A 23518-nucleotide genomic window follows, 5' to 3' on the forward strand; every position below is an offset into this window, starting at 1 on the left:
TAGCACGACTGGAATCCCGATGGCCGCCTCTCCCGATCACGAATGGCGCGACTGGCTGCGCGCCCTGCCCAAGGCCGAACTGCACCTGCACATCGAAGGCACGCTCGAACCGGAACTGATGTTCGAGCTGGCCCGCCGCAACGGCATCGCCCTGCCCTACGCCGACGTCCAGGCCGTGCGCGACGCCTACCGCTTCACCGACCTGCAGTCCTTCCTGGACGTGTACTACGCCGGCGCCGGCGTGCTCGTCACCGAGCGGGATTTCTACGAACTGGCCATGGCCTACCTGCGCCGCGCCCAGGCCGACGGGGTCGTCCACGCGGAACTGATGTTCGACCCGCAGACCCACACCGCGCGCGGCGTCGCGCTGGAGACCGTGTTCGCCGGCCTGGCGCGCGCCCTGCGCGAGGCCCGCGGCGGCCTGGGCATCAGCGGCTACCTGCTGCTCAGCTTCCTGCGCCACCTGTCCGAGGACGAGGCCTTCGCCACGCTGGAGGCCGCCCTGCCGCTGCGCGAAGCCTATGGCGACCTGTGGATCGGCATCGGCCTGGACTCGTCCGAACGCGGCAACCCGCCGGAAAAATTCGCCCGGGTCTACGCCCGCTGCGCGGCGCTGGGCTTTCGCCTGGTGGCCCACGCGGGCGAGGAAGGCCCGCCCGACTACGTGCGCGGCGCGCTGGACACGCTCAAGGTCGCCCGCATCGACCACGGCGTGCGCAGCAGCGAGGATCCCGCACTGGTGCAGGAGCTGGTCCGGCGCCGCGTGCCCCTGACGGTCTGCCCGCTGTCGAACCTGAAGCTGGGCGTGGTGCGCGACCTGCGCGACCACAACCTCGCCAAGCTGCTGCGGGCGGGCGCCATCGTGACCCTCAATTCCGACGACCCGGCCTATTTCGGCGGCTACCTGCTGGACAACTACATCGCCAGCGCCGAAGCCCTGGACCTGGCGCGCGACGAGCTCGTCACCCTGGCCGCCAACAGCCTGAAGGCCTCGTTCCTGCCGCACGCCGAACAGGCCCCGCTGCTGGACCGGCTGTGGGCCGCGGCGGGCCGCAGCTGATGGCCGCAACCGCCCCGCTGTCCAGGCTCGTCACGCCGGCGGATCCGCTCCAGGGCGACTGCCGGCGGCTCGATCGCGCCTTCTACGACCGCCCCGTCGAAACCGTCGCCCGCGACCTGCTGGGGCGCCTGCTGGTGCACGCCACGCCGGCCGGTCCGCGGATCGGCCGCATCGTCGAAGTGGAAGCCTACCTCGGCCCCGGCGACCTGGCGGCCCACACCGCGCGCGGCCGCACGGCGCGCACCCGGGCCATGTTCGGGCCGCCGGGCCACGCCTACGTCTACCTGATCTACGGCATGCACCACTGCATGAACGTGGTCACCGGCCCCGAAGGCAGCGGCACGGCCGTGCTGCTGCGGGCCCTGGCGCCCGTCCTGGGGCTGGACGCCTCCACCAGCGGCCCCGGCCGGCTGTGCCGCGCCATGGGCGTCACCCGCGACCACTACGGCATCGACCTGTGCGGCGACACGCTGTGGCTCGCGCGGGACGACGCCCCGCCGCCCGCCGAGATCGCCGCCGGCCCGCGCATCGGCGTGGACTACGCGGGCGAATGGGCGGCCAAGCCGCTGCGCTTCTTCGTGCCGGGCCATCCGGCCGTCAGCCGCGCGCCGAAGAAAACCGGCCCGACTGCCGCCTGAACGGCGGCGCAAGGCCCGCGGGGCCGCATATTCAGCCGCGTTTAAGATTTCCTTGATCCGGCGCAAGACCAGGGTTAACCCGCACGGCTAGGATGGTGACATTCCTCAGCCACCCATCCCGTCCCCCTTCATGCGCCGCTTCGCCCTCCCCCGACAGTCCCGCTTCGCCAGCCTGCTCTGGATCGCCTCCCTGCTCCTGCTGTGGGCCTGTCTGATCGCCCCGCCGGCCGGGGCGGCCTCCACCCCCCAGGCGGGCGGCGCGCAGCAGGCCTACAAGTTCGGCCAGAGCGGCACGCCCCTGGGCGCCGGTCCCCGGCTGGGCGCCTTCCTGAAGAACATGCGGCCCGCCGACATCTTTCCCGGCGCGGACCGCATCGGGCCGCCGGAGGGCAAGCCCGCCGTGGCCCGCGCCTACGCGGGCGACAAGATGCTCGGCTACGTCTACCTGACCACCGACATCGTCAACACCCGGGGCTATTCCAGCAAGCCCATCGACGTCCTCGTGGGCCTGTCGCAGGACGGCGAGATCGTCGGCGCCAGGCTGGTCGAGCACCACGAGCCCATCGTGCTGATCGGCATCCCGGAATCCAAGGTCCAGGCCTTCATCGACGGCTACGTCGGCAAGAACTACGTCAAGGAGCCCCCGCGCCCGGGCGCCCCGCCGCCCGTGGACATCATCAGCGGCGCCACCGTCACCCTGATGGTCATCGGCGACAGCCTGACCCGCTCGGTGCTGGCCGTGGCCCGGCACTACGGCATCGGCCGGGAAGGCCCGGCCCAGGTCGCCGCCGCCGAGCACCGCGTCCTCGACATGGCGCAGACCGGCACGCAATCCTGGGACGCCCTGCTGCAGTCCGGCGCCGTCGGGCACCTGCGCCTGACCGTTGCCGACGTCAACAAGGCCTTCGAGGAGACCGGCCGCCAGGGCGCCATCGAGCACCCGGAGCCCGGCGACCCCGAGGACACCTTCATCGACCTGTACGCCGCCCTGGTCAGTGCGCCGGCCATCGGCCGCAGCCTGCTGGGCGAGGCCGAGTACGGCTATCTGCGCGACCGCCTCGCGCCCGGCCAGCAGGCCATCCTGATCGCCGGTAACGGCTATTCCTTCAAGGGCTCGGGCTACGTGCGCGGGGGCGTGTTCGACCGCATCGAGATCATCCAGGAAGAAAACAGCTTCCGCTTCACCGACCTGGACCACCAGCGGCTCGCCGACCTGATGGCGGCGGGCGCCCCCGGCTTCCGTGAAGTGGCGCTGTTCACCGTCCCCACCGACGCCGCCTTCGACCCGGTCGAGCCGTGGCGCCTGCAGCTCACCGTGCAGCGCGTGGTCAGCGTGAAGGAAAAGGCCTTCACGGCCTTCGTGCTGAACTACGACCTGCCCAAGGTCTACACTCAGGTCGAGGCCCCGGCCGCGCAGGCCCCGGCGGCGGACGGCGGCGCGGCCGCAAGCGCAGCCGGTGGCGCGGCCGCGGGGCCGGCCGCCACGGACGCGCAGCAGGACGAGGGCGCGGGCGCGGAAGAAGCCGCCCCGGCGCTGTGGAAGCAGATCTGGCTCGCCAAGACCGTGCAGATCGCCATCGTCTCGATCGCGCTGCTGACCCTGATCGCGGTGTTCTTCTTCCAGAACCAGATCGTCAAGCACGAGGTCTTCTACAAGCGCTTCCGCACGGTGTTCCTGATCTTCACGCTGTTCTGGATCGGCTGGTACGCCCAGGCGCAGCTCTCGGTGGTGAACGTGCTCACCTTCACCACGTCGCTGCGCACGGACTTCAGCTGGGAATACTTCCTGATGGACCCGATCGTGTTCATCCTGTGGATCGCCACGGCGATGTCCCTGATCTTCTGGAACCGCGGCGCATTCTGCGGCTGGCTGTGCCCCTTCGGCGCCCTGCAGGAACTGACCAACCAGGTCGCCAAAAAGCTGCACGTGCCGCAGATCAAGGTGCCGCACGGCCTGAACACCCGCCTGGCCGGCCTGAAATACCTGATCTTCCTGATCTTGTTCGGCATCTCGCTGTACGAGCTGGGCACGGCGGAAAAATTCGCCGAGGTCGAGCCCTTCAAGACCGCGATCATCCTCAAGTTCGTGCGCGACTGGCCGTTCGTGATCTTCGCCGCCGTACTGCTGCTGGCCGGGCTGTTCATCGAGCGCTTCTACTGCCGCTACCTGTGCCCGCTGGGCGCGGCCCTGGCCATCCCCGCGCGGCTGCGCATCTTCGACTGGCTGCGCCGCTACAAGACCTGCGGCAACCCCTGCCAGCTGTGCGCCGTGGACTGCCCGGTGCAGGCCATCAATCCGGAAGGCGACATCAACCCGAACGAATGCATCCAGTGCCTGAACTGCCAGCAGCTCTACCACAACGAGAAGCGCTGCCCGCACCTGATCCAGAAGAACGCCAAGCTCAAGCGCCACAAGGCGCCGCCGCCCGACGCCGGCATCCCCGGCGAGGTCGTCGCCAGCCGCAAGCCGACCGTGCGTCCACGCGATCCGTCCGCCGAGCCGCAACCCATTTCGTCGAACCCATAGCGCCCACCCCCGGCGATCCCGCCGGAACGCTATGCCTGCAACCCTAGGGAGTACATCATGTCCGACCACACCAGCGACAAACCCGGCCTGAGCCGGCGGGGATTCCTCGGCACTGCCGCACTGACGGGGGCCGCCGCCGTCGGCGCGACCCACCTGACGGCCAATGCCAAGGACGACAAGAAGAAGGGCCACCAGAGCGTCGAGGTCGCCCCCGGCGAGCTGGACGAATACTACGCCTTCAATTCCGGCGGCCAGTCGGGCGAAGTGCGCATCCTGGGCCTGCCGTCCATGCGCGAACTGATGCGCATCCCGGTCTTCAACATGTGCAGCGCCACGGGCTGGGGCCGCACCAACGAAAGCCGCAAGATCCTCAACGAAAGCCTGACGCCCGAGACGCGCAAGTTCCTCGAGGAAAACCACATGCCGGTGCTGCCCAACGGCGACGCGCACCACCCGCACATGTCCTTCACGGACAACACCTACGACGGCCGCTACATCTACATCAACGACAAGGCCAACACCCGCGTGGCCCGCATCCGCTGCGACGTGATGAAGACCGACAAGATCGTCGAGATCCCCAACGCCGACGGCATCCACGGCCTGCGCCCGCAGCGCTATCCGAAGACCGGCTACGTCTTCTGCAACGGCGAGCACATCGTGCCGCTGCCCAACGACGGCTCCGTGATGGACGACCCGAAGAAGAACTTCTGGGCCATCTACACCGCCGTGGACGGCGAGACCATGAAGGTGGCCTGGCAGGTGCTGGTGGACGGCAACCTGGACAACGGCGACGCCGACTACCAGGGCAAGTATTCCTTCGCCACGTGCTACAACTCGGAAAAGGGCCTGAACGTCACCGAGATGTCGGCCAACGAGCAGGACTGGGCGGTGGTGTTCAACATCAAGCGCATCGAGGAAGCCGTCAAGAACGGCGACTACAAGGAAATGAACGGCGTGCCCGTCATCGACGGCCGCAAGGGTTCCAAGTACACGCGCTACATCCCGGTGCCCAACTCGCCGCACGGCTGCAACGCCGCGCCCGACGGCATCCACGTGGTGTTCAACGGCAAGCTCTCGCCCACCGTCACGGTGATCGACGTGCGCAAGCTCGACGACCTGTTCGACGGCAAGATCAAGGAGCGCGACGTGGTCGTGGCCGAGCCGCAACTGGGCCTGGGCCCCCTGCACACGGCCTTCGACGGCCGCGGCAACGCCTACACCACGCTGTTCATCGACAGCCAGATGTGCAAGTGGAACATCGAGAAGGCCAAGCGCGCCTACCAGGGCGAGAAGGTCGATCCCATCGTCCAGAAGCTGGACGTGCACTACCAGCCCGGCCACAACCACACCACGATGGGCGAGACCAAGGAAGCCGACGGCAAGTGGCTGGTGTCGCTGAACAAGTTCTCCAAGGACCGCTTCCTCAACGTCGGCCCCCTGAAGCCGGAAAACGACCAGCTGATCGACATCTCCGGCGACGAGATGAAGCTGGTGCACGACGGCCCCAGCTTCGCCGAGCCGCACGACATGCTGCTGGTGCACCGCTCCAAGGTGCGCCCCAAGCACATCTGGGACCGCAACGACCCGATGTGGGAAGAGGCCCGCCAGATGGCCGCCAAGGATGGCGTCACCCTGGAATCCGCCGCGAACGTCATCCGCGACGGCAACAAGGTGCGCGTCTACATGACGGCGGTCGCTCCGGTGTTCAGCCTGTCGAACTTCGAGGTCAACGAAGGCGACGAAGTCACGGTGGTGGTCACCAACATGGAGCGCATCGAGGACCTGACCCACGGCTTCACGCTGGGCGGCTACGGCATCGCCATGGAAGTCGGCCCGCAGGCGACCTCCTCGGTCACCTTCACGGCCTCGCGCCCCGGCGTGCACTGGTACTACTGCCAGTGGTTCTGCCACGCGCTGCACATGGAAATGTCCGGCCAGATGTACGTCAAGCCGAAGAAGGCCTGATGTCCATGCGTTCCTTCACCGTCTCCGGCCTGCGGGCGGCCCTGGCCGCCCTGGCGGTCCTGTGCGCCATGCCCGGGACGGTGGCGGCCGCCGTGATCGACGTGCCCGCGGGTTCCGACCTGCGGGCCGCCGTCGCGGCGGCGGCGCCGGGCGACATCCTGAACCTGGCGCCGGGCGACTACCCCGGCAACCTCGTCATCGACAAGCCCTTGACGATCCAGGGGCCGGCCGACCGCAGCGCCCGCATCCTGGGCGAACGCACCGGCCGCACCCTCTGGGTCCAGGCCGAGGACGTCGTCCTGCGCCACCTGACCGTCCGCCATTCGGGCCTGAGCCTGCCCGACATGGACGCGGGCATCTTCCTGGACAAGACCGCCACCCGCGCCCACGTCGCGGACAACGACATCATCGACAATTCCGTCGGCGTCTACCTGTGGGGCGCGCGCGACGCCCTGGTGGAACGCAACCGCATCGTCGGCAACACCGGGCTGCGCGTGAACGAGCGCGGCAACGGCGTGACCGTCTGGAACGCCCCCGGCTCCAAGGTGCTGGACAACGACATCTCCGAAGGCCGCGACGGCATCTTCTCCAACAACAGCCGCGAGAACGTCTTCAGCCGCAACGTCTTCCACAAGCTGCGCTACGCGGTGCACTACATGTACACCAACGACAGCGAGGTCAGCGACAACGTGTCGCGCGGCAACGAGATCGGCTACGCCATCATGTTCTCGCGCCGCCTGGTCGTGCGCGACAACATCGCCGTCGACAGCGCGCACCAGGGCCTGATGCTCAACGCCACGGACGACTCCGTCATCGACGGCAACGTCATCGTGCGGGCCGAGAAGTGCGTGTTCGTCTACAACGCCAACCTGAACGAGCTGGCCGACAACCACTTCCAGGACTGCGGCATCGGCGTCCACTACACGGGCTCCGAGGGCAACCGCATCCACGGCAACGCCTTCGTCGGCAACCAGAACCAGGTGAAATACGTCGGCACCCGCTACCTGGAATGGTCGCAGGCCGGACGCGGCAACTACTGGTCCGACCTGTCCGCCTTCGACCTGGACGGCGACGGCATCGCCGACACCGCCTACCGCCCCAACGGCCTGATCGACCAGGTCGTCTGGCGCGCGCCCAACGCGCGGCTGCTGCTCAACAGCCCGGCCGTCACCATCGTCCGCTGGGCCCAGTCCCAGTTTCCCGCGATCCTGCCCGGCGGCGTGATCGACAGCGCCCCCCTCATGGCGATCCCGGCCACGCCGACCCTGAAAAAATTCGAGGCCCTGCAATGACCGTCACAGCGCCCCCGATCGAACTGCGATCCGTCACCAAACGCTACGCCGCGATGCGGGCCGTGGACAACGTCAGCCTGTTCATCGAACCGGGCGAATGCGTGATCCTGGCCGGCCACAACGGCGCCGGCAAGAGCACCCTGATCAAGCTGATCCTGGGCCTGATCCGCCCCGAGGCCGGCTCGGTGCGCGTGCTGGGCGAGATCGCCGGCACGCCGGCCGCCGCCCGCGCCCGCCGCCACATCGGCTACCTGCCGGAAACCGTGGCCCTGCACCCCTCGCTGACGGGCACCGAGACGCTGGCCTTCTACGCCCACCTGAAGGGCCTGTCCACCGCCGGCAACGCCGCCCTGCTCTCGCGCGTGGGCATCGCCGAAGCCGCGCGGCGGCGGGTGGGCGGCTATTCCAAGGGCATGCGCCAGCGCCTGGCCCTGGCCCAGGCGCTGCTCGGCTCGCCCCGGGTGCTGCTGCTCGACGAGCCCACCACCGGCCTGGATCCGGCCTCCCGGCTGCTGTTCTACGACATCGTCCGCGAACTGCGCGACGCCGGCGCCGCCATCCTGCTGTCCACCCACGCCCTGGCCGAGCTCGAAGGCCTGGCCGACCGCGTCATCGTCATGTGCAAGGGCCAGAAGATCGCCGACGGCACCCTGGGCGACCTGCGCCGCGAGGCCGACCTGCCGGTGCGCATCCGCCTGACGCTGGACACGGACCCCATCCAGGTCCCCGAAGGCTGGCGGCGCCTCGGCGCCGGCCGCATCGAACTGACCTGCTCCGAGGCCGACAAGCTGCGCCGGCTGCGCGACGCCCAGGCCATGCCCGACATCCGCGACATCGAGCTGGAACACCCCGGCCTCGACGAAATGTACGCGCAGTTCCTGCGCCGGGAGGACGCATGAATCCGACCCTGATCCTGATCCGCAAGGAAATCCGCGACGGCCTGCGCAACCGCTGGGTGCTGGCCATCACCGCGCTGCTGGCCATGCTGGCCCTGTCGCTGGGCTTCCTGGGCAGCGCGCCGACCGGCACCGTCAAGGTCGATCCCCTGACCGTCACGGTCGTCAGCCTGTCGAGCCTGTCGATCTTCCTGATCCCGCTGATCGCCATGCTGCTGTCCTACGACGCCATCGTGGGCGAGATCGACCGCGGCACCATGGCCCTGCTGCTCAGCTACCCCATCGCGCGGCGCCAGGTCATGGCGGGCAAGTTCCTCGGCCACCTGGCCATCCTGGCGCTGGCCACGGTGGCGGGCTACGGCATCGCCGGGCTGGCGCTGCAACTGGTGCATGGCGGGCTGGACCTGGAGGCCTGGACGCCCTTCGCCCTGCTGATCGCCGCCAGCATCCTGCTGGGCGCGAGCTTCCTGTCGCTGGGCTACCTGATCAGCGCCCTGGTGCAGGAGCGCGCCACGGCCGCCGGCGTCGCCATCGGCGTCTGGCTGTTCCTGGTGGTGATCTACGACATGGTGCTGCTGGGCGTGCTGGTGGCCGACCAGGGCCGCATCATCACGGCCCCGCTGCTCAACGGCATCCTGCTGTTCAACCCGACCGACGTCTACCGCCTGCTGAACCTGACCGGCCACGAGAACATCGCCATGTTCGCCGGCATGGCCGGCCTGAGCGACCAGGCCTCGCTGTCCACCGGCGTGCTGCTGCTCGCCCAGATCCTCTGGATCGCCGTCCCCCTCGGCCTGGCGGCGCTGGTCTTCAACCGGAGGTCGCTATGAACGCGCCGGACCATTCCCGGCTTCCGGGAAGCGCCATGAAGACGCGCGCGGCGCGCCTGCTCGGCGCGGCCCTGCTGGCCGCCGCCCTGGCCGGCTGCGGCGACGGCGGCGTCACCTCCTCCCTTCCTCCCTCACCCGTGGCCATGACCGACGACGCCGTGGGCCACTATTGCGGCATGAACCTCTACGAACACATCGGCCCCAAGGGCCAGATCCTCCTGCGCGACCGGGACGTCCCGGTCTGGTTCTCCACCATCCGCGAGCTCTTCGCCTACACCATCCTGCCCGAGGAGCCCAAGGCCATCCTCGCCCTCTACGTGCAGGACATGGGCCGCGCGGGCCCGGACGGCAATCCGCCGGCCGACGCCTGGATCGACGCCCGCACCGCCCACTACCTGATCGAAAGCAACGCGGTCGGCGGCATGGGCGCGCCCGACGCCCTGCCCTTCGCCCGGCTGGAGGACGCCCGCGCCTACGCCGAGCGCTACGGCGGCCGCATCGTCGGCTTCAAGGACATGCCGGAGGACTACGTCCTGCGCGCCCCCGAACTCTCTCCCCTCACCACGGGCCGGGAGCCCGTCGGAGCCCCCTCATGAACACGCCTCTTCTTCCCCGCCGCCGGCGGTTCCTCGGCATCCTGGCGGCCAGCGCCGCGCTGGTCGGACCGGGGCCCCTGCGCGCCGCCCTGCGCGATCCCGCCGCCCTGCCCGAGCCGGTCGTCTGGAACGGCGTCGCGCTGGGCGCCGACGCGCAGCTGCAGCTGCTGCATCCCGACCGCGCCCACGCCGAACGGCTGGTGCGCATGGCCGTCGCCGAAGTCCACCGCCTGGAACAGGTCTTCAGCCTGTACCGCGAGGACAGCGCGCTGGCGCGCCTGAACCGCGCCGGCCGCCTGGACGCGCCGCCCCCGGACCTGAGCCGCCTGCTGTCGCAGGCCGTCGCCTTCGGCGAACGCACCGGCGGGCTCTTCGACCCCAGCGTGCAGGTGCTGTGGGACCTGTACGCCGCGCGCGTGCTCGCCGGCCGGCCGCTGCCGCCGGACCCCGCCGAACTGCGCGCCGCGCTGGCCAAAGTGGACTACCGCGCCATCCGCCTCGAGGAAGACGCCATCGTGCTGGAACGCCCGGGCATGGCGCTGACCCTGAACGGCATCGCGCAGGGCTACATCACCGACCGGGTGACCGAACTACTGCGGGCCAACGGCCTGGAACACGCCATGATCGACCTGGGCGAGGCCCGCGGCCTGGGCGCGCCCGCGCCGGACCGCCCCTGGCGCGCCGGGATCGCCGACCCCCGGGAACCCTCCCGCGTCCTGGAGACCATCGACCTGGGCGACCGGGCGCTGGCCACCTCGGGCGGCTACGGCACGCCGCTGGATCCCGCCGGGCACTTCACGCACCTGTTCGACCCGCACACGGGCCAGGCGACGCCGCGCTGGCGCAGCGTCACCGTGCGCGCCGCCGACGCGACGACCGCCGACGCGCTGTCCACGGCCTTTGCCCAGATGCCCGCCGACACGATCCGTGGTATGATTTCGCGCTTTCCAGTCCAGGCATGGCTGATGGCGCCGGATGCCGGCACGCTGATCCGCCTGGGGTGATTGGAAAATGCGCTGAAAAGCGCGTTGAAAGATGCGCTGAAAAGCGCAGCAAGAAGCGGCATGACAAGCCTTGAAAAGCACGTTATAATTTCGCTTCTTTAGCGGCTGTAGCTCAGTTGGATAGAGTACTTGGCTACGAACCAAGGGGTCGTGGGTTCGAATCCTGCCAGCCGCGCCATACAAATCAAGGGCTTACGATGGAAACGTCGTAAGCCCTTGTCCATTATGGCGGCATGATCCCGCGCACCAGCGTGCGCAGCAGCCAGGCCGCCGCGGCGAACGCGGCGAGGCCGCCGGCCCACAGCGCCAGCAGCCACGCCAGCCGGCGCAGCCAGGGGCCCGGCGCGTTCGATTTCCGCGCGTCCGATTTCAATGGTAGCCCTCCCCGGCGCGCACCTTGCCGCGGAACACCCAGTACGACCAGCCGGTGTACGTCAGGATCATGGGGATGACGAGCAGCGCGCCCACCAGGGTGAAGCCCAGGCTCTGCGGCGGCCCGGCCGCCTCCCGGATGGTCAGGATGGGCGGCACCACGTAGGGCCACAGGCTGATGCCCAGGCCGCTGTAGCCCAGGAACACCAGCAGCAGGGTCCACAGGAACGGCGCGGCGCCGGAATCGCGCCGGAGCGCGGCCCGCAGCTGCCACAGCGCCACGCCCACCAGCAGCGGCACGGGCGCGAACCAGAGCAGGTTGGGATAGGAGAACCAGCGCTCCGCGATCCGGGGATGGGCCAGCGGCGTCCACACGCTGACGATGACGATGACGCCGAGGAAGGCCCAGGCCAGCGGCCCGGCGATCCGCACGCAGCGCGCCCGCAGCCCGCCCTCGGTCTTCATCGTCAGCCACGTCACGCCGAGCAGGCCGTAGCCGACGATCAGCCCCAGTCCCGTGAACACCGGAAACGGCGCGAGCCACGGCAGGCCGGCGCCGGAGCGCGTGCCGGGCGCGGCGAAACCGTCCACGAAGGAGCCCAGGACGATGCCCTGGAAAAAGGCCGCGACGACCGATCCGCCCCAGAAGGCGAGATCCCAGCGCCCCCGGGCCGCCGGCGGCGCCTTGAAGCGGAACTCGAAGGCCACGCCGCGGAACACGAGGCCCACGAGCATCAGCACGATGGGCACGCTCAGGGCTTGCAGCACGATGGAATAGGCCAGCGGAAAGGCGGCCAGCAGGCCGGCGCCGCCCAGGACGAGCCAGGTTTCGTTGCCGTCCCACACCGGCGCCACGGTATTGACCATGACGTCGCGGTCGCCGCGGTCCCGGACGAAGGGAAACAGCAGGCCGATGCCCAGGTCGAAGCCGTCCATCACGATATACATCATCACCGCGAAGAGGATGATGATGGCCCAGATGAGGGGAAGATCAATGCCCATGGTCGTCTCGCTCCTGCGCGGCCGAGAGCGGCCGCATCGGCTGGCTGGCCTGGCCCGCGCCGCCGTCGGGTTCGGGCGCCGAATCCAGCGGGTCCTGCGCGAGCAGGTGCATGCCGTACGTCGTGCCGGCGCCGAACACCGCGACGTACACCAGCACGAACAGGGCCAGGGTGAACGCGACCTGCCCGGCCGGATGCGGCGACGCGGCCTCGCTGGTGCGCAGCAGCCCGTACACGACCCAGGGCTGGCGGCCGATCTCGGTGGTGTTCCAGCCGGCCAGGATGGCCGCGAGGCCCGCGGGCGACATGGCCACGGCGAACCGCAGAAAGCGCCGGTTCAGGTACAGGCGCCCGCCCCGGCGCAGCCACGCGCCCCAGAAGGCCAGCGCGATCATCAACAGGCCCAGGCCGACCATGGCGCGGAACGTCCAGAACACGACCGTCGAATCGGGCCGGTCGGCCGCGGGGAAATCCTTCAGCGCGGGGACCTGCCCGTCCCAGCTGTGCGTCAGGATCAGGCTGCCGAGCCGGGGCACCTCGACGGCGTAGCGCGTCTCCTCGGCGCCCATGTCGGGCCAGCCGAACAGGATCAGCGGCACGCCTTCGCCCGGCAACGCCTTTTCCCAGTGTCCCTCCATCGCCGCCAGCTTCGCGGGCTGGTACGCGAGCGTGTTGAGGCCGTGGAAATCGCCGATCACGGCCTGCGCCGGCGCCGCGCCGAGCAGCATCCACATCGCCATCGACAGCATCGTCCGCACCGGCGCGTTGCTGCGGCCCCGGAGCAGGTGCCACGCGCCGGTGCCGCCCACGATGAGCGCCGTGGCGACGAACGCGGCGACCACCATGTGGCTCAGGCGAAACGGAAAGGACGGATTGAAGATCACCCGCAGCCAGTCGACCGGAACCGCCACGCCCCGCACGATCTCGTGGCCCTGCGGCGTCTGCATCCAGCTGTTGGAGGCGAGGATCCACGTGGCCGAGATCAGCGTGCCGAGCGCGACCACGCAGGTCGACACGAAATGCAGCCCCGGGCCGACCCGCTTGAGCCCGAACAGCATCACGCCCAGGAAGCCCGCCTCCAGGAAGAAGGCGGTCAGGACCTCGTAGGTGAGCAAGGGGCCGGTGATGGCGCCCGCGAAGCGCGAGAATCCGCTCCAGTGGGTGCCGAACTGGTAGGCCAGGACGATGCCCGACACCACGCCCATCGCGAACGCGACGGCGAAGGGCCGCAGCCAGAAGCGGTACAGCGTCATGTAGACCGGCCTGCCCGTGGCCAGCCACAAGGCCTCCAGCACCGCCAGGTAGCTGGCCAGTCCGATCGTGATCGCCGGAAAGATGATGTGGAACGAAATCGTGAATCCGAACTGGATGCGCGCAAGCAGGACTGCGTCCATGGGGGCCTCCCTCCTCGCCGACCGAGGGGCGCAGCCGGGCAGCAAGTTTCGTTCCAGGGGACTTCGGTCCGGGCGACCCGGGAATGCCCGGGATTGCCGGGGAATGGCCTATAGTAGCGAGGCCGAACGCCCCGCCGGAGACGACCCTTGCCCCCCACCCCCACTGGAACCCCCGCCCGCCGCACCCTGGCGGGCGTCCTGCTTCTGGTCGTGTCCATGTGGGCGCTGTCGGGGCTGGACGCCAGCGGCAAGTACCTGATGGGCCCCGACGCCGGCGTCGCGCTGTTCGTGGTGTGCCTGGTGCGCTACGGGGTGCACATGGCGCTGGCCATGATGGTGGTCGTCCCGGCCCGCGGCTGGCGGGCCCTGCGCTGCAGCCGCCCGCGCGCGCAAGTGGCGCGCGGCCTGTCCATGCTGGCCGCCACCCTGCTGTTCTTCACCACCCTGCATTACCTGCCACTGGGCCAGGCGACCGCGATCAATTTCCTCGCGCCCCTGATCGTGCTGGCGATCGCGCCCTGGGCGCTCAAGGAGCCGCCCTTCCTGTCGCGCTGGGTGGCGGCGGGCGTGGGCCTCCTGGGGGTGCTGGTGGTGGTGCGGCCGGGCGCGGGGCTGGACCCGGCCGGCACGCTCTTCGGCCTGCTGACGGCCTGCGCGCTGGCGTCGCAGTACATCGCGTCGCGCCGGGTGGCGGTGGACGATTCCTACACGACACTGATCTGGAGCGGCGCCGTGGGCAGCGCCGTCATGGCGCTGGCCCTGCCCCTCTACTGGCAGGATCTCGCGGCGCTGTCCGCGCGGCTCTCCCCGACGCAGTGGCTGGTGCTGCTGAGCACGGGATTCTGGGGCTGCCTGGGGCATTTCCTGCAGATCCAGGCGTACCGGCAGGCGCCCGCCTCGCTGCTGGCGCCCTTCATCTACTTCCAGATCGTCAGCGCCGCCGCGCTGGGCTGGCTCATCTGGGAACAGTTCCCCGATCCGGTGTCCTGGCTGGGCATCGCCGTCGTCTGCGCCAGCGGCATCACGATCGGCCTCGTCGAATGGCGCCGCAACGGCGCCGCGCGCGCCGCCGCGGCATCCTAGGCGGGCGGGAACCCCGCACGCCGCCGCCGGGACCGCCGCACGTCCCGCATCAGGGTGTCCAGCGCGGGGATGCCCGCGGCCACGCGGGCGACCGCGGCCGCATCGACCCGGGCCAGCGGCGGAATCTCCGCGATGATGCGCACCCGCCCGAAACGTTCCAGCGCCTCGCGGTTGCCGGGCGAGGGCGGGCCGTTCATCACCACGCCCAGCACAGGCAGGCCGCGCGCGCGCAAGGCCCGCAGGCTCAGCAGCGTGTGGTTGATCGTGCCCAGCGTGCTGCGCGCCACCAGCACCACGGGCAGGCCCAGGCGGGCGGCCAGATCGATCATCATGCAATGGGCGTCCACCGGCACGTACAGCCCGCCCGCGCCTTCCACGACCAGCGGGACGGCCGTCCGGGGAGGCCGCAGGCCGGATACGTCGAGTGTCACGCCCTCCGCCCGCGCCGCCGCCCACGGGGCCAGCGGCGCCGCCAGCACGCAGGCGGGGGCGTGCAGCACGTGGCCGCCGCCCGGACCGAGCAGGGCCGCCACGGTCTCGGTGTCGCCGGGGGCGGCCGCGACGCCGGTCTGGTATGGCTTCCAGTAGTCGCCGCTCCAGGCCTTGACCAGGATCGCCGCCACCAGCGTCTTGCCCACGTCGGTGTCCGTGCCCGTCACGAACGCGCCCGGGCACGGCCCGGCGCCGGATCCGGCTGCACGCGGCCTCACGGCGAGGCCTCCCCGTGCGCACCGGCCTCGTCCCTGCGCCACAGGCTGAACGCGATCCGGTAGGAGCAGCGTGCGCCGGCGCGGTCGAACTCGGCGCACACGCGGCGCAGCAGCGGCACGGGCAGCGGCCGGCCGTCGGGCCGGGGCGCGGTCGCGCCGATGCCCTTCAGGCCGCGCAGGAACGCCCGGGCGCTGCCGCACTCGTCGACGATGCGCTCCACGTCGATCCGCGCCGCGACGTCCGGGCGGCGGGGGCGCAACGCCCCGGCGGCGGGAAAGCGCATCATGGCCGGGCGCAGCCCCAGGACCTCGTGCGCCCGGCGCCACTCGGCGAACGTCCCGCGCGTCGGCAGGGCGACGGCCAGGTGCCCGGCCGGCGCCAGCAGGGCCGCCAGCCGCGCCAGCCCGCGCGCGGGGTCGCCGAACCACTGCAGGGCCATGCTGGAACAGATCAGGTCGAAGCGCCCGGGTCCGTCCGCCAGCGCCGGATGTTCCCCGTCCATGACCTGATAGCGGCTCGCCCGCCCCGGGCGCAGGCGGCTGCGGGCCTGCGCCAGCATGGCGGGGGACAGGTCCGTGATCGTCCAGTCCGCCTCGGGGAAATGCGCGTCCACCATGCCGGTGAGCAGCCCCGTGCCGCAACCGATCTCGAGGATGCGAGGCCGCACCGGCAGGTCGAGCCGGGCGATCCGCGCCGCCAGCCGGGCCGCGACCTCGCGCTGCACGCCGGCATGGCGGTCGTAATGGGCCGCCGCCGCGCCGAAGCGCGCCGCCACGCCGCCGGGGCGGACGCACGGCGCTTCACCGCCCTCCCCGCCCGCCGGACGGCCAGCCCAGGTCCCCTCCCGCGCTGCCGATGCCGATGCCGGTGCCGGTGCCGGTGCCGGTGCCGATGCCGATGCCGATGCCGATGCCGATGCCGATGCCGATGCCGATGCCGATGCCGATGCCAGCCCATGATGCGCCAGGAAGCCGGCGATGCGCGCGGCGCACCAGTCGGGGGCCTGCAAGGGCAGCAGATGCCCCCCGCCCGGCATCCAGCCGATGGCGCGGCCGGGAAAGGCGTCCGCGGCCATCGGCGCCGGCACCACGGGGTCCGCCGTGCCCGCCAGCACCAGCAGCGGCGCGGCGAGGCCGCGCACATGGGCACGCAGGTCGAGTTCCCGCAGGGCCCGCAGGTCGCCCGCCAGCACCCCCGGGCGCGGCGCCGCGCCCGCTGGGGCCGCGCCGCAGCGCCGCCGGAACTCGTCCACCACGGCCGCCGGCACGGCCTCCAGCCGGTCCGCCATGCGCTGCAGCAGGCGCGGCGCCGCGCCATGGCGGAAGTCGTCGCCCGCACTGAAGCGGGCGAAGGCGTTGATGCCGATCCAGGCGCACGGCCGGCGGCGCGACGGCGCCAGCCGCGCCAGCAGGCGCATGCAGCCGAACGAGTGGCCGATCACCACCAGCGGGCCTTCCGGCAGCGCGTCGTCCGCCACCGGGCCGGAAAAGTAGCCCCGCTCCAGGACCCGCTGCGGCCAGGCCCGCAGCCGGATCCGCAGCGCGTCCCAGAAGCCGGCGTCGAACCCCCAGCCATGCGCGAACACGAGCGTGGGCGGTGCGCGCCCGGGACGGTCCGCGGCATTCATGCGACAGCCTCCAGCGCGCCCGACAGCGCATCGGTCAAGCGGCCGATGTCCGCGCGCGTGTGCGCCGCGCTGAGCGCGATGCGCAGGCGGCTGGTGCCGCGCGGCACGGTGGGCGGGCGGATGGCGGTCACCAGCACGCCGCGCGTCTCCAGCGCCTCGCTCAAGGCCAGCGCCCGGCGCTCGTCGCCGACCAGGACGGGCACGATCTGCGTGCTCGACGCGCCCGTGTCCAGCCCCATGGACCGCAACGCGCCGCGCAGCGCGTCGGCCTTGCCGGCCAGCGCCTCGCGCTCGGCGCGCATCCCGGGCACGAGGTCCAGCGCGGCCTCGATGGCGCCCAGCACGGCCGGCGGCAGGGCGGTCGTGTAGACGAAGCCGGAACAGGCGTTGGCCAGGTAGTCGCACAGCGCCCGGGAGCCGGCGGCGTAGGCGCCGAAGCTCCCCATCGCCTTGCTGAACGTCCCCATGGCGAGATCGACCCGCCCCCCGGCCAGGCCCGACAGGCCCATGCCGTCCGGTCCCAGCACGCCCGTGGCGTGGGCCTCGTCCAGGTAGAGGAACGCCCCGTGCCGCTCTGCCAAGCCGGCCAGCGCCGCCACGTCGCAACGGTCGCCCTCCATGCTGAACACGCTTTCGGTCACGATCACGCGCCGTCCCGGCCGCCCGGCCCGCGCGCGCAGCAGGGCATCGAGGTGATCCAGGTCGTTGTGGCGGAAGCGGATCTGCCGGATGCCCGCCGCCCGGCAGCCCTGGTGCAGGCTGGCGTGGGCCAGCCGGTCGACGTAGACCTGCGCATCGGCGCCCAGCCCCCGTACCAGCGCCGGCAGGATCGCCGCATTCGCCTGCCATCCCGAGGAAAACAGCAGCGCGGCCTGCGTGCCCTTGGCGCGCGCGATCCTGTCCTCGGTCGCGGCGCAGGCCGGCCCGGTGCCGCAGACCAGCCGCGAGGCGGTCGCGCCCGCCCCGTGGCGCCGGGCGTGGCCGCACGCCCGGGCGACGAGCGCCGGATGCAGGGACAGCCCGAGGTAATCGTTGCTGCAGAAATTCAGGAGCTCGCGGCCGCCGAGCCTGCTGCGCCCCGGCGCCGCAGGCTCGAACACGCGCACGCTGCGGCGCAGGCCCCGCCGCTGCGCCTCGCGCAGATGATGCTCGAAAACCGGGTCGAACAGGTCCACCGCCATGCCGCCCTCCCTCCGGGTGAAAAATCCATTGGGAAGCGATAATAGCAAGATGAATGAAATAAACCTGTTTTCGTCACATTTAGATAGGAAATGACGACAAGACGGAGTTGAACGATTTTCCCGCCCATTCGCGCCGAACAGGCCGCATCCGCCCACCAACCCGCCGCCGTCTCCGGCGCCCCTCCAATTGAAACAAATCATGAAAACCGCCCTTCCCGCCTGGCTGGCCGACGGCCATCGCCACATCTGGCTGCCCTACACCCAGATGAAGACCGCCGCCGCGCCGATGCCGGTGGTCCGCACGCAAGGCACCCATATCGAACTGGCCGACGGCCGCATCCTGATCGACGGCATCGCCTCGTGGTGGACCGCCTGCCACGGCTACAACCATCCCCACATCGCCCAGGCCGTCCGGGCTCAGCTCGACAGCCTGCCCCACGTCATGTTCGGCGGGCTCGCGCACGAACCCGCGCTGACGCTGGCCCGGCGCCTGTGCGGCCTGCTCGGGCCGGGCCTGGAGCGCGTCTTCTTCACGGAATCGGGCTCCGTCTCGGTCGAAGTGGCGCTGAAGATGGCCATGCAGTACTGGTTCAACCAGGACGAACCGCAGCGGCGGCGCATCGTCGCGTTCCGCGGCGGCTACCATGGCGACACCTTCGGCACCATGGCGGTCTGCGATCCCGGGGTGGGCATGCACGCCGCTTTCGACGGCGCCGTGCCGCGGCAGGACCTGCATGAACTTCCCACCGACGACGCGCGCGCCGAGGCCCTCGACGCCTGGCTGCGCGGCCATGCCGATCACGTGGCGGCCCTCCTGGTCGAGCCGCTGGTGCAGGGCGCGGGCGGGATGCGGATGCACGCACCCGCCGTGCTCGCGCGGCTGCGCGAGATGGCCGACCGCCACGGCATCCTGCTGATCTTCGACGAGATCTTCACCGGCTTCGGGCGCACCGGGACGATGTTCGCCTTCGAGCAGGCGAGCGTGCGGCCGGACATCGTCACGCTGTCCAAGGCGCTCACGGGCGGCACCCTGCCGCTGGCCGCAACCGTGGCCAGCCGGCGCGTCTTCGAGGGCTTCTGGTCCGACGACCCCGCGCACGCGCTGATGCATGGGCCGACCTACATGGGCAACGCGCTCGCCTGCGCCGCCGCGCTGGCCTCGCTGGACCTGTTCGAGACGGAGCCCCGGCTGGCGCAGGTGCGCGGCATCGAGCGGGCGCTGCGCGACGGCCTGGCGCCCTGCAAGGCCCTGCCCCACGTGCGCGACGTCCGCGTCCAGGGCGCCATCGGCGCGGTCGAGCTGGACCGCGCGCCCGACCGCGCCGCCCTGTGCCGGGCCTTTCTCGATGCGGGCGCATGGATCCGGCCCCTGGGCAGCGTCGTCTACCTGACGCCCGCCTTCGTGATGCCGCCGGAGGAATTGCGGCGGCTGACCGACGCGGTGTGCACCGTGCTGGCCGCGCCACCCGCCTGAGGGCGGGGGTGGCGCGCTACTTCAGCGCCAGCTGGGCGGCGGCCATCTGCTGCGCCTGGTCCAGGGCCATCTCGCGCATCAGCCCGGCGAGCTTGCGGGTGGCCATCATCAGCGCGCCGTTCAGCGCGCTCATCTGCGCCTGGATGCGCAGCAGGCGGGCGCGCCGGACCTCGGGATCCATGCCCTGGTCGGCCTGGACCGCCTGCAGTTCGCGCATCAATTCGGCCAGCCTTTCCCGCAGGTCGCGGATCATCCGCAGCAGGTGCTTGACCGCGTCGGGCAGGTCGCTGTCGTCGATGTCCTGGTAGCGGCCCGAGGCGCCCGAGGCACTGGCAGCGCCCGAGGTGCCCGGGGACGCCGCGGAGGCGGCCCGGGACAGCGCGCGCCCCAGCTCGGAAATCGACGCCCAGGCCGAGGCCGACGCATCCGCGGCGGCACTCCCGGCGGCATTTCCGGCGGCCGCCCTACCGCCGCCGGCGGACGCGGGGCCGGTCGCCGGCGGCAAGGCGGAAGCGAGCGAATCGAGGAGTTTCATGGCGTGATCCCGGCCGCGGGTCCCGACAGGCGCAGCGGCGCCGGCGGCCCCGTCTCCGGCTCTACGGCGGCACGGCCACGATCTTTAATCCGCCCCCTCCCTCAACAAGCCGCAATTCCCGGATAGCCGCCGCAGGATCGAGATATGCGCGGCATGAATTATTCATCACTATTCAATTCATAACTAAAGCAAATCCGCGGGAACGGATCTTCGCCCCGAAGTTCCCCCCGGATCAGGATCAGGACATGGAATCCAAGGAGGCAGCATGAAAGGACTGGCAGGCAAGGCGGTGATCGTCACCGGCGGCGCCACGTTGATCGGCGCGGGCGTGGTGCAGGCATTGCGCGGCTACGGCGCCCGGGTGGCCGTGCTGGACATCGACGCGGCGGGCGGCAGGCGGCTGGAGGACGCCGATCCCCAGGGCATCCGCTTCTGGACGGCGGACATCACCGACGACCGGCAGCTGGAAGAGGCCATCGCGGCCGCCGCGGCGCACTTCGGGCGCCTGGACGGCCTGGTCAACCTGGCGGCCACCTACCTCGACGACGGCCCGCAGTCGGGCCGGGCCGACTGGCTCAAGGCGCTGGACGTCAATCTGGTGAGCGCCGTGATGGCCGCGCGCGCCGTCCGCCCGCACCTCGTGCGGGCCCAGGGCGGGGCCATCGTCAATTTCACCAGCATTTCCTCCAAGGTGGCGCAGACCGGGCGCTGGCTCTATCCCGTCTCCAAGGCGGCGCTGGTGCAGGCGACGCGCAACATGGCCATGGACTTCGCCGCCGACGGCATCCGCGTCAATTCCGTGTCCCCCGGCTGGACCTGGTCGCGCGTGATGGACGAGCTCACCGGCGGCGACCGCGCCAAGACCGACCGCGTGGCGCGGGACTTCCACCTGCTGGGGCGCGTGGGCAATCCGCAGGAAGTGGGCGACGTCGTCGCCTTCCTGCTGTCGGACCACGCCTCCTTCGTGACCGGCGCCGATTACGCCGTGGACGGCGGCTACTCGGCCATGGGGCCCGAGCAGGCCAGCCCGGCCATTCCGCGCCTGGCGCAATGACTTTTCACCCAAGGAGCACCACCATGCCGCGCATCGCAATCGTGGGGGCGGGCCAATCCGGCCTGCCGCTGGCTTTCGGCCTGCTGGCCGCAGGCTACGACATCACCCTCGTCACCAACCGCTCGCCCGACGACATCCGCAAGGGCACGATCCTGTCGAGCCAATGCATCTTCGACCCCGCCCTGCAGATCGAGCGGGACCTGGGCATCAACGACTGGGACGACGTGTGTCCGCCGGTCGAAGGCATCGGCTACGCGGTGCCCCACCCCGAGCAGCCGGGCCGCAAGGCCATCGACTGGAGCGCGCGCCTGCACCGGCCCGCCCAATCCGTCGACCAGCGGGTGAAGATGCCCGCCTGGCTGGAGAAGATCGAGGCCCGGGGCGCCCGGGTCCTGATCCAGAACGTCGGCGTGCCGGAACTGGAAACCCTGGCGCAGGAGCACGACCTGGTCATCCTGTCGGCCGGCAAGGGCGAGGTCGTGCGCCTGTTCGAGCGCGACGCCGCGCGCTCCCCCTTCGACAAGCCCCAGCGCGCCCTGGCCCTGACCCAGGTCCACGGCCTGGAGCCCACGCCCGACTACTCGCGCGTCTCGTTCAACCTGATCCCCGGCGTCGGCGAATACTTCGTCTTCCCCGCCTACACCCTGAGCGGCCCCTGCGACATCATGGTGTTCGAGGGCGTGCCCGGCGGCCCGCTGGACATCTGGCGCGACGTGCGCACGCCGCAGGAGCACCTGGCCGCCTCGAAGCGCTTCCTCGACACCTTCCTGCCCTGGGAAGGCGCGCGCGCGGGCCGGGCGGAGCTGACCGACGACAAGGGCATCCTGGCGGGGTCCTTCGCGCCGACGATCCGCAAGCCGGTGCTCACCCTGCCGTCGGGCCGCATGGTGTTCGGCCTGGGCGACGCCGTCTGCGTCAACGATCCCATCACCGGCCAGGGCTCAAACAACGCCACCAAGGCGGCCAGGATCTACCTGGACGCCATCCTGGCGCACGGCGACCGGCCCTACACCCGGGAATGGATGGAGCAGACCTTCGAGAAATTCTGGGACTACGCCCGCTGGGTGGTGGCCTGGACCAACTCGCTGCTCACTCCGCCACCGCCGCAGGCCCTCAGGCTGCTGGGCGCGGCCAACGAATCGCCCGCGCTGGCCAGCTTCCTGGCCAATGGCTTCAACCATCCGCCCGCCTACTTCCCCGCCTGGACCGACATGGAGGCCACCGAACGCCTGATCCGGGAGCACCAGGCCGTGCCGCTGGCGAGCTGAACACGCCGCCCCCGCCGGGAAGCGGAGCGGAAAAACAGACGACGAAAGGAGACAACCCATGAACACCAAGCAGCTCGCCGCCGCGCTGACGCTGGCGCTGGGCCTGTGCGGCCTGGCCCAGGCCAAGGAAGGCGGCGACCAATATCCCAACGGCGCCGAGAACTGGATGGCGGGCGCCGTGCCCCCGCCGGGCGGCTACTTCATCAACTACGCCGGCTACTACTCCGGCAAGCTGCGCGACGGCAACGGCGACAAGGTCCCAGGCGCCAGCGTGGACGCCTGGTTCGACGCCCTGCGCTACGTCCACGTCACCCCCCACCAGATCCTGGGCGGCAACTGGGGCTGGCACGTCATCGCGCCCCTGGTGCACCAGCGCATCCGCATGGGCGGGGGCTCGGACACCGAGGCCAGCCTGGGCGACGTCACCGTCAGCCCCTTCATCCTGTCCTGGCACCGCGGCAACTGGCACTGGGCCGCGGCGCTCGACGTCTACGTGCCGCTGGGCGAATACCACTCGGGCGAGCCGCGGCGCAGCATCGGCGCGAACTACTGGAGCTTCGAGCCGCTGTTCGCGGTCACCTACCTCGATGAGCAGGGCTGGGAGGCCTCGGCCAAGTTCATGTACAACTTCAAGAGCACCAACACCTCGTTCAGCCCGTTCCAGGGCGGGCCCAAGATGGACTACCGCTCGGGCGACGAGTTCCACATGGACTTCCTGCTGGGCAAGCACTTCGGGCCCTGGGGCGTGGGCGTCTCGGGCTACTACGTGCAGCAGACCACCGACGACACGCTCGACGGCGAGACCGTGTCCTCGGCCTTGGGGCCGTGGTCCGACGGACGCAAGGGCCGGGTGCTCGCCTTCGGCCCCAGCGTGAACTACGCCGCCAAGAACGGCATGCAGTTCATCGCCCAGTGGCAGCACGAGACCCTGGTCAGGAACCGCTTCGGCGGCGACAAGTTCTGGCTCAAGCTCATCATGCCGCTCTGACCCCGTCCGGCCCCGAGGGCGC

General features: G+C 70.8%; 21 protein-coding genes and 1 tRNA gene. 15 read left to right on the plus strand and 7 right to left on the minus strand.

Annotated features, from left to right (window positions below):
• The first annotated feature begins 19 nt into the window (after positions 1-19).
• The 10 genes from BN940_RS12760 (at position 20) to BN940_RS12805 (ending at position 10986) form a co-directional block, all read left to right on the plus strand.
• On the plus strand, positions 20-1060 hold the full coding sequence (locus BN940_RS12760; RefSeq protein ID WP_043683668.1) for an adenosine deaminase: 1041 nt from the start codon (positions 20-22) through the stop codon (positions 1058-1060).
• Positions 1060-1698, plus strand: coding sequence for a DNA-3-methyladenine glycosylase (locus BN940_RS12765; protein WP_084330854.1), 639 nt, complete (start codon positions 1060-1062; stop codon positions 1696-1698). The genes BN940_RS12760 and BN940_RS12765 overlap by 1 nt, the downstream gene beginning before the upstream one ends.
• Positions 1699-1828: 130 nt before the next feature.
• Positions 1829-4225, plus strand: a complete 2397-nt coding sequence (locus BN940_RS12770) for a NosR/NirI family protein (RefSeq protein WP_084330677.1) — start codon at positions 1829-1831, stop codon at positions 4223-4225.
• A 57-nt stretch (positions 4226-4282) separates the two neighbouring features.
• Positions 4283-6190, plus strand: a complete 1908-nt coding sequence (gene nosZ, locus BN940_RS12775; RefSeq protein WP_043683670.1) for a TAT-dependent nitrous-oxide reductase — start codon at positions 4283-4285, stop codon at positions 6188-6190.
• Positions 6190-7482 carry a nitrous oxide reductase family maturation protein NosD gene (locus BN940_RS12780; protein ID WP_242404194.1) on the plus strand — a complete coding sequence of 431 codons (1293 nt, stop codon included), beginning with the start codon at positions 6190-6192 and terminating at the stop codon, positions 7480-7482. Before nosZ ends, BN940_RS12780 begins: the two co-directional genes overlap by 1 nt.
• The gene (locus tag BN940_RS12785) at positions 7479-8381 is read left to right on the plus strand and encodes an ABC transporter ATP-binding protein (RefSeq protein WP_043683673.1); all 903 of its coding nucleotides are present in this window, start codon (positions 7479-7481) and stop codon (positions 8379-8381) included. The genes BN940_RS12780 and BN940_RS12785 overlap by 4 nt, the downstream gene beginning before the upstream one ends.
• Complete coding sequence (locus tag BN940_RS12790; RefSeq protein ID WP_043683676.1) at positions 8378-9208, plus strand: ABC transporter permease; 831 nt, start codon at positions 8378-8380, stop codon at positions 9206-9208. Before BN940_RS12785 ends, BN940_RS12790 begins: the two co-directional genes overlap by 4 nt.
• A gap of 35 nt (positions 9209-9243) precedes the next feature.
• Positions 9244-9804, plus strand: a complete 561-nt coding sequence (locus tag BN940_RS12795) for a nitrous oxide reductase accessory protein NosL (protein WP_043683679.1) — start codon at positions 9244-9246, stop codon at positions 9802-9804.
• Positions 9801-10808: an FAD:protein FMN transferase gene (locus BN940_RS12800; protein ID WP_043683682.1), complete on the plus strand. Its 1008-nt coding sequence runs from the start codon at positions 9801-9803 to the stop codon at positions 10806-10808. Before BN940_RS12795 ends, BN940_RS12800 begins: the two co-directional genes overlap by 4 nt.
• Before the next feature lie 101 nt (positions 10809-10909).
• A tRNA-Arg gene (locus tag BN940_RS12805) sits at positions 10910-10986 on the plus strand.
• Between the two features lie 45 nt (positions 10987-11031).
• Here BN940_RS12805 and BN940_RS19035 read toward each other — a convergent pair.
• From BN940_RS19035 to BN940_RS12815, 3 genes are read right to left on the minus strand one after another with little or no spacing between them, the layout of a single operon-like run.
• On the minus strand, positions 11032-11181 hold the full coding sequence (locus BN940_RS19035) for a DUF2474 family protein (protein ID WP_148304962.1): 150 nt from the start codon (positions 11179-11181) through the stop codon (positions 11032-11034).
• Entirely contained in the window at positions 11178-12182 is a 1005-nt protein-coding gene (locus BN940_RS12810) for a cytochrome d ubiquinol oxidase subunit II (RefSeq protein WP_043683685.1), read from the minus strand. Before BN940_RS12810 ends, BN940_RS19035 begins: the two co-directional genes overlap by 4 nt.
• The gene (locus tag BN940_RS12815) at positions 12172-13575 is read right to left on the minus strand and encodes a cytochrome ubiquinol oxidase subunit I (protein ID WP_043683687.1); all 1404 of its coding nucleotides are present in this window, start codon (positions 13573-13575) and stop codon (positions 12172-12174) included. Before BN940_RS12815 ends, BN940_RS12810 begins: the two co-directional genes overlap by 11 nt.
• A 147-nt stretch (positions 13576-13722) precedes the next feature.
• On the opposite strand from BN940_RS12815, the gene BN940_RS12820 reads away from it, so the two are divergent.
• Entirely contained in the window at positions 13723-14658 is a 936-nt protein-coding gene (locus BN940_RS12820; RefSeq protein ID WP_043683690.1) for a DMT family transporter, read from the plus strand.
• On the opposite strand, the gene bioD is transcribed toward BN940_RS12820, so the two are convergent.
• The 3 genes from bioD to BN940_RS12840 are packed head-to-tail and all read right to left on the minus strand — an operon-like array spanning position 14655 to position 18171.
• Complete coding sequence (bioD, locus tag BN940_RS19455) at positions 14655-15317, minus strand: dethiobiotin synthase (protein ID WP_043683693.1); 663 nt, start codon at positions 15315-15317, stop codon at positions 14655-14657. The genes BN940_RS12820 and bioD overlap by 4 nt on opposite strands.
• Positions 15318-15364: 47 nt before the next feature.
• The gene (locus BN940_RS19910) at positions 15365-16996 is read right to left on the minus strand and encodes a methyltransferase (protein ID WP_084330678.1); all 1632 of its coding nucleotides are present in this window, start codon (positions 16994-16996) and stop codon (positions 15365-15367) included.
• Positions 16993-18171 (minus strand): aminotransferase class I/II-fold pyridoxal phosphate-dependent enzyme, encoded by a 1179-nt coding sequence (locus BN940_RS12840; RefSeq protein ID WP_409360357.1) that lies wholly within the window; start codon positions 18169-18171, stop codon positions 16993-16995. Before BN940_RS12840 ends, BN940_RS19910 begins: the two co-directional genes overlap by 4 nt.
• A gap of 205 nt (positions 18172-18376) precedes the next feature.
• Here BN940_RS12840 and BN940_RS12845 point away from each other — a divergent pair, with 205 nt between their 5' ends.
• Positions 18377-19651 (plus strand): adenosylmethionine--8-amino-7-oxononanoate transaminase, encoded by a 1275-nt coding sequence (locus BN940_RS12845; RefSeq protein WP_043683699.1) that lies wholly within the window; start codon positions 18377-18379, stop codon positions 19649-19651.
• Between the two features lie 16 nt (positions 19652-19667).
• On the opposite strand, the gene BN940_RS18020 is transcribed toward BN940_RS12845, so the two are convergent.
• Positions 19668-20186 (minus strand): hypothetical protein, encoded by a 519-nt coding sequence (locus BN940_RS18020; RefSeq protein WP_148304963.1) that lies wholly within the window; start codon positions 20184-20186, stop codon positions 19668-19670.
• A gap of 265 nt (positions 20187-20451) precedes the next feature.
• Between BN940_RS18020 and BN940_RS12855 the strand changes: the two genes are divergently transcribed.
• From BN940_RS12855 to BN940_RS12865, 3 genes are read left to right on the plus strand one after another with little or no spacing between them, the layout of a single operon-like run.
• A complete protein-coding gene (locus BN940_RS12855; protein ID WP_043683701.1) occupies positions 20452-21240 on the plus strand; it encodes an SDR family oxidoreductase in 789 nt (262 codons plus the stop codon).
• A 23-nt stretch (positions 21241-21263) separates the two neighbouring features.
• The gene (locus BN940_RS12860) at positions 21264-22508 is read left to right on the plus strand and encodes a styrene monooxygenase/indole monooxygenase family protein (RefSeq protein WP_043683704.1); all 1245 of its coding nucleotides are present in this window, start codon (positions 21264-21266) and stop codon (positions 22506-22508) included.
• 58 nt (positions 22509-22566) lie between these two features.
• Complete coding sequence (locus tag BN940_RS12865) at positions 22567-23496, plus strand: SphA family protein (protein ID WP_043683707.1); 930 nt, start codon at positions 22567-22569, stop codon at positions 23494-23496.
• The last annotated feature ends 22 nt before the right edge of the window (positions 23497-23518 follow it).

It is taken from the genome of Castellaniella defragrans 65Phen (assembly GCF_000612685.1).
Classification (GTDB): domain Bacteria; phylum Pseudomonadota; class Gammaproteobacteria; order Burkholderiales; family Burkholderiaceae_B; genus Castellaniella; species Castellaniella defragrans.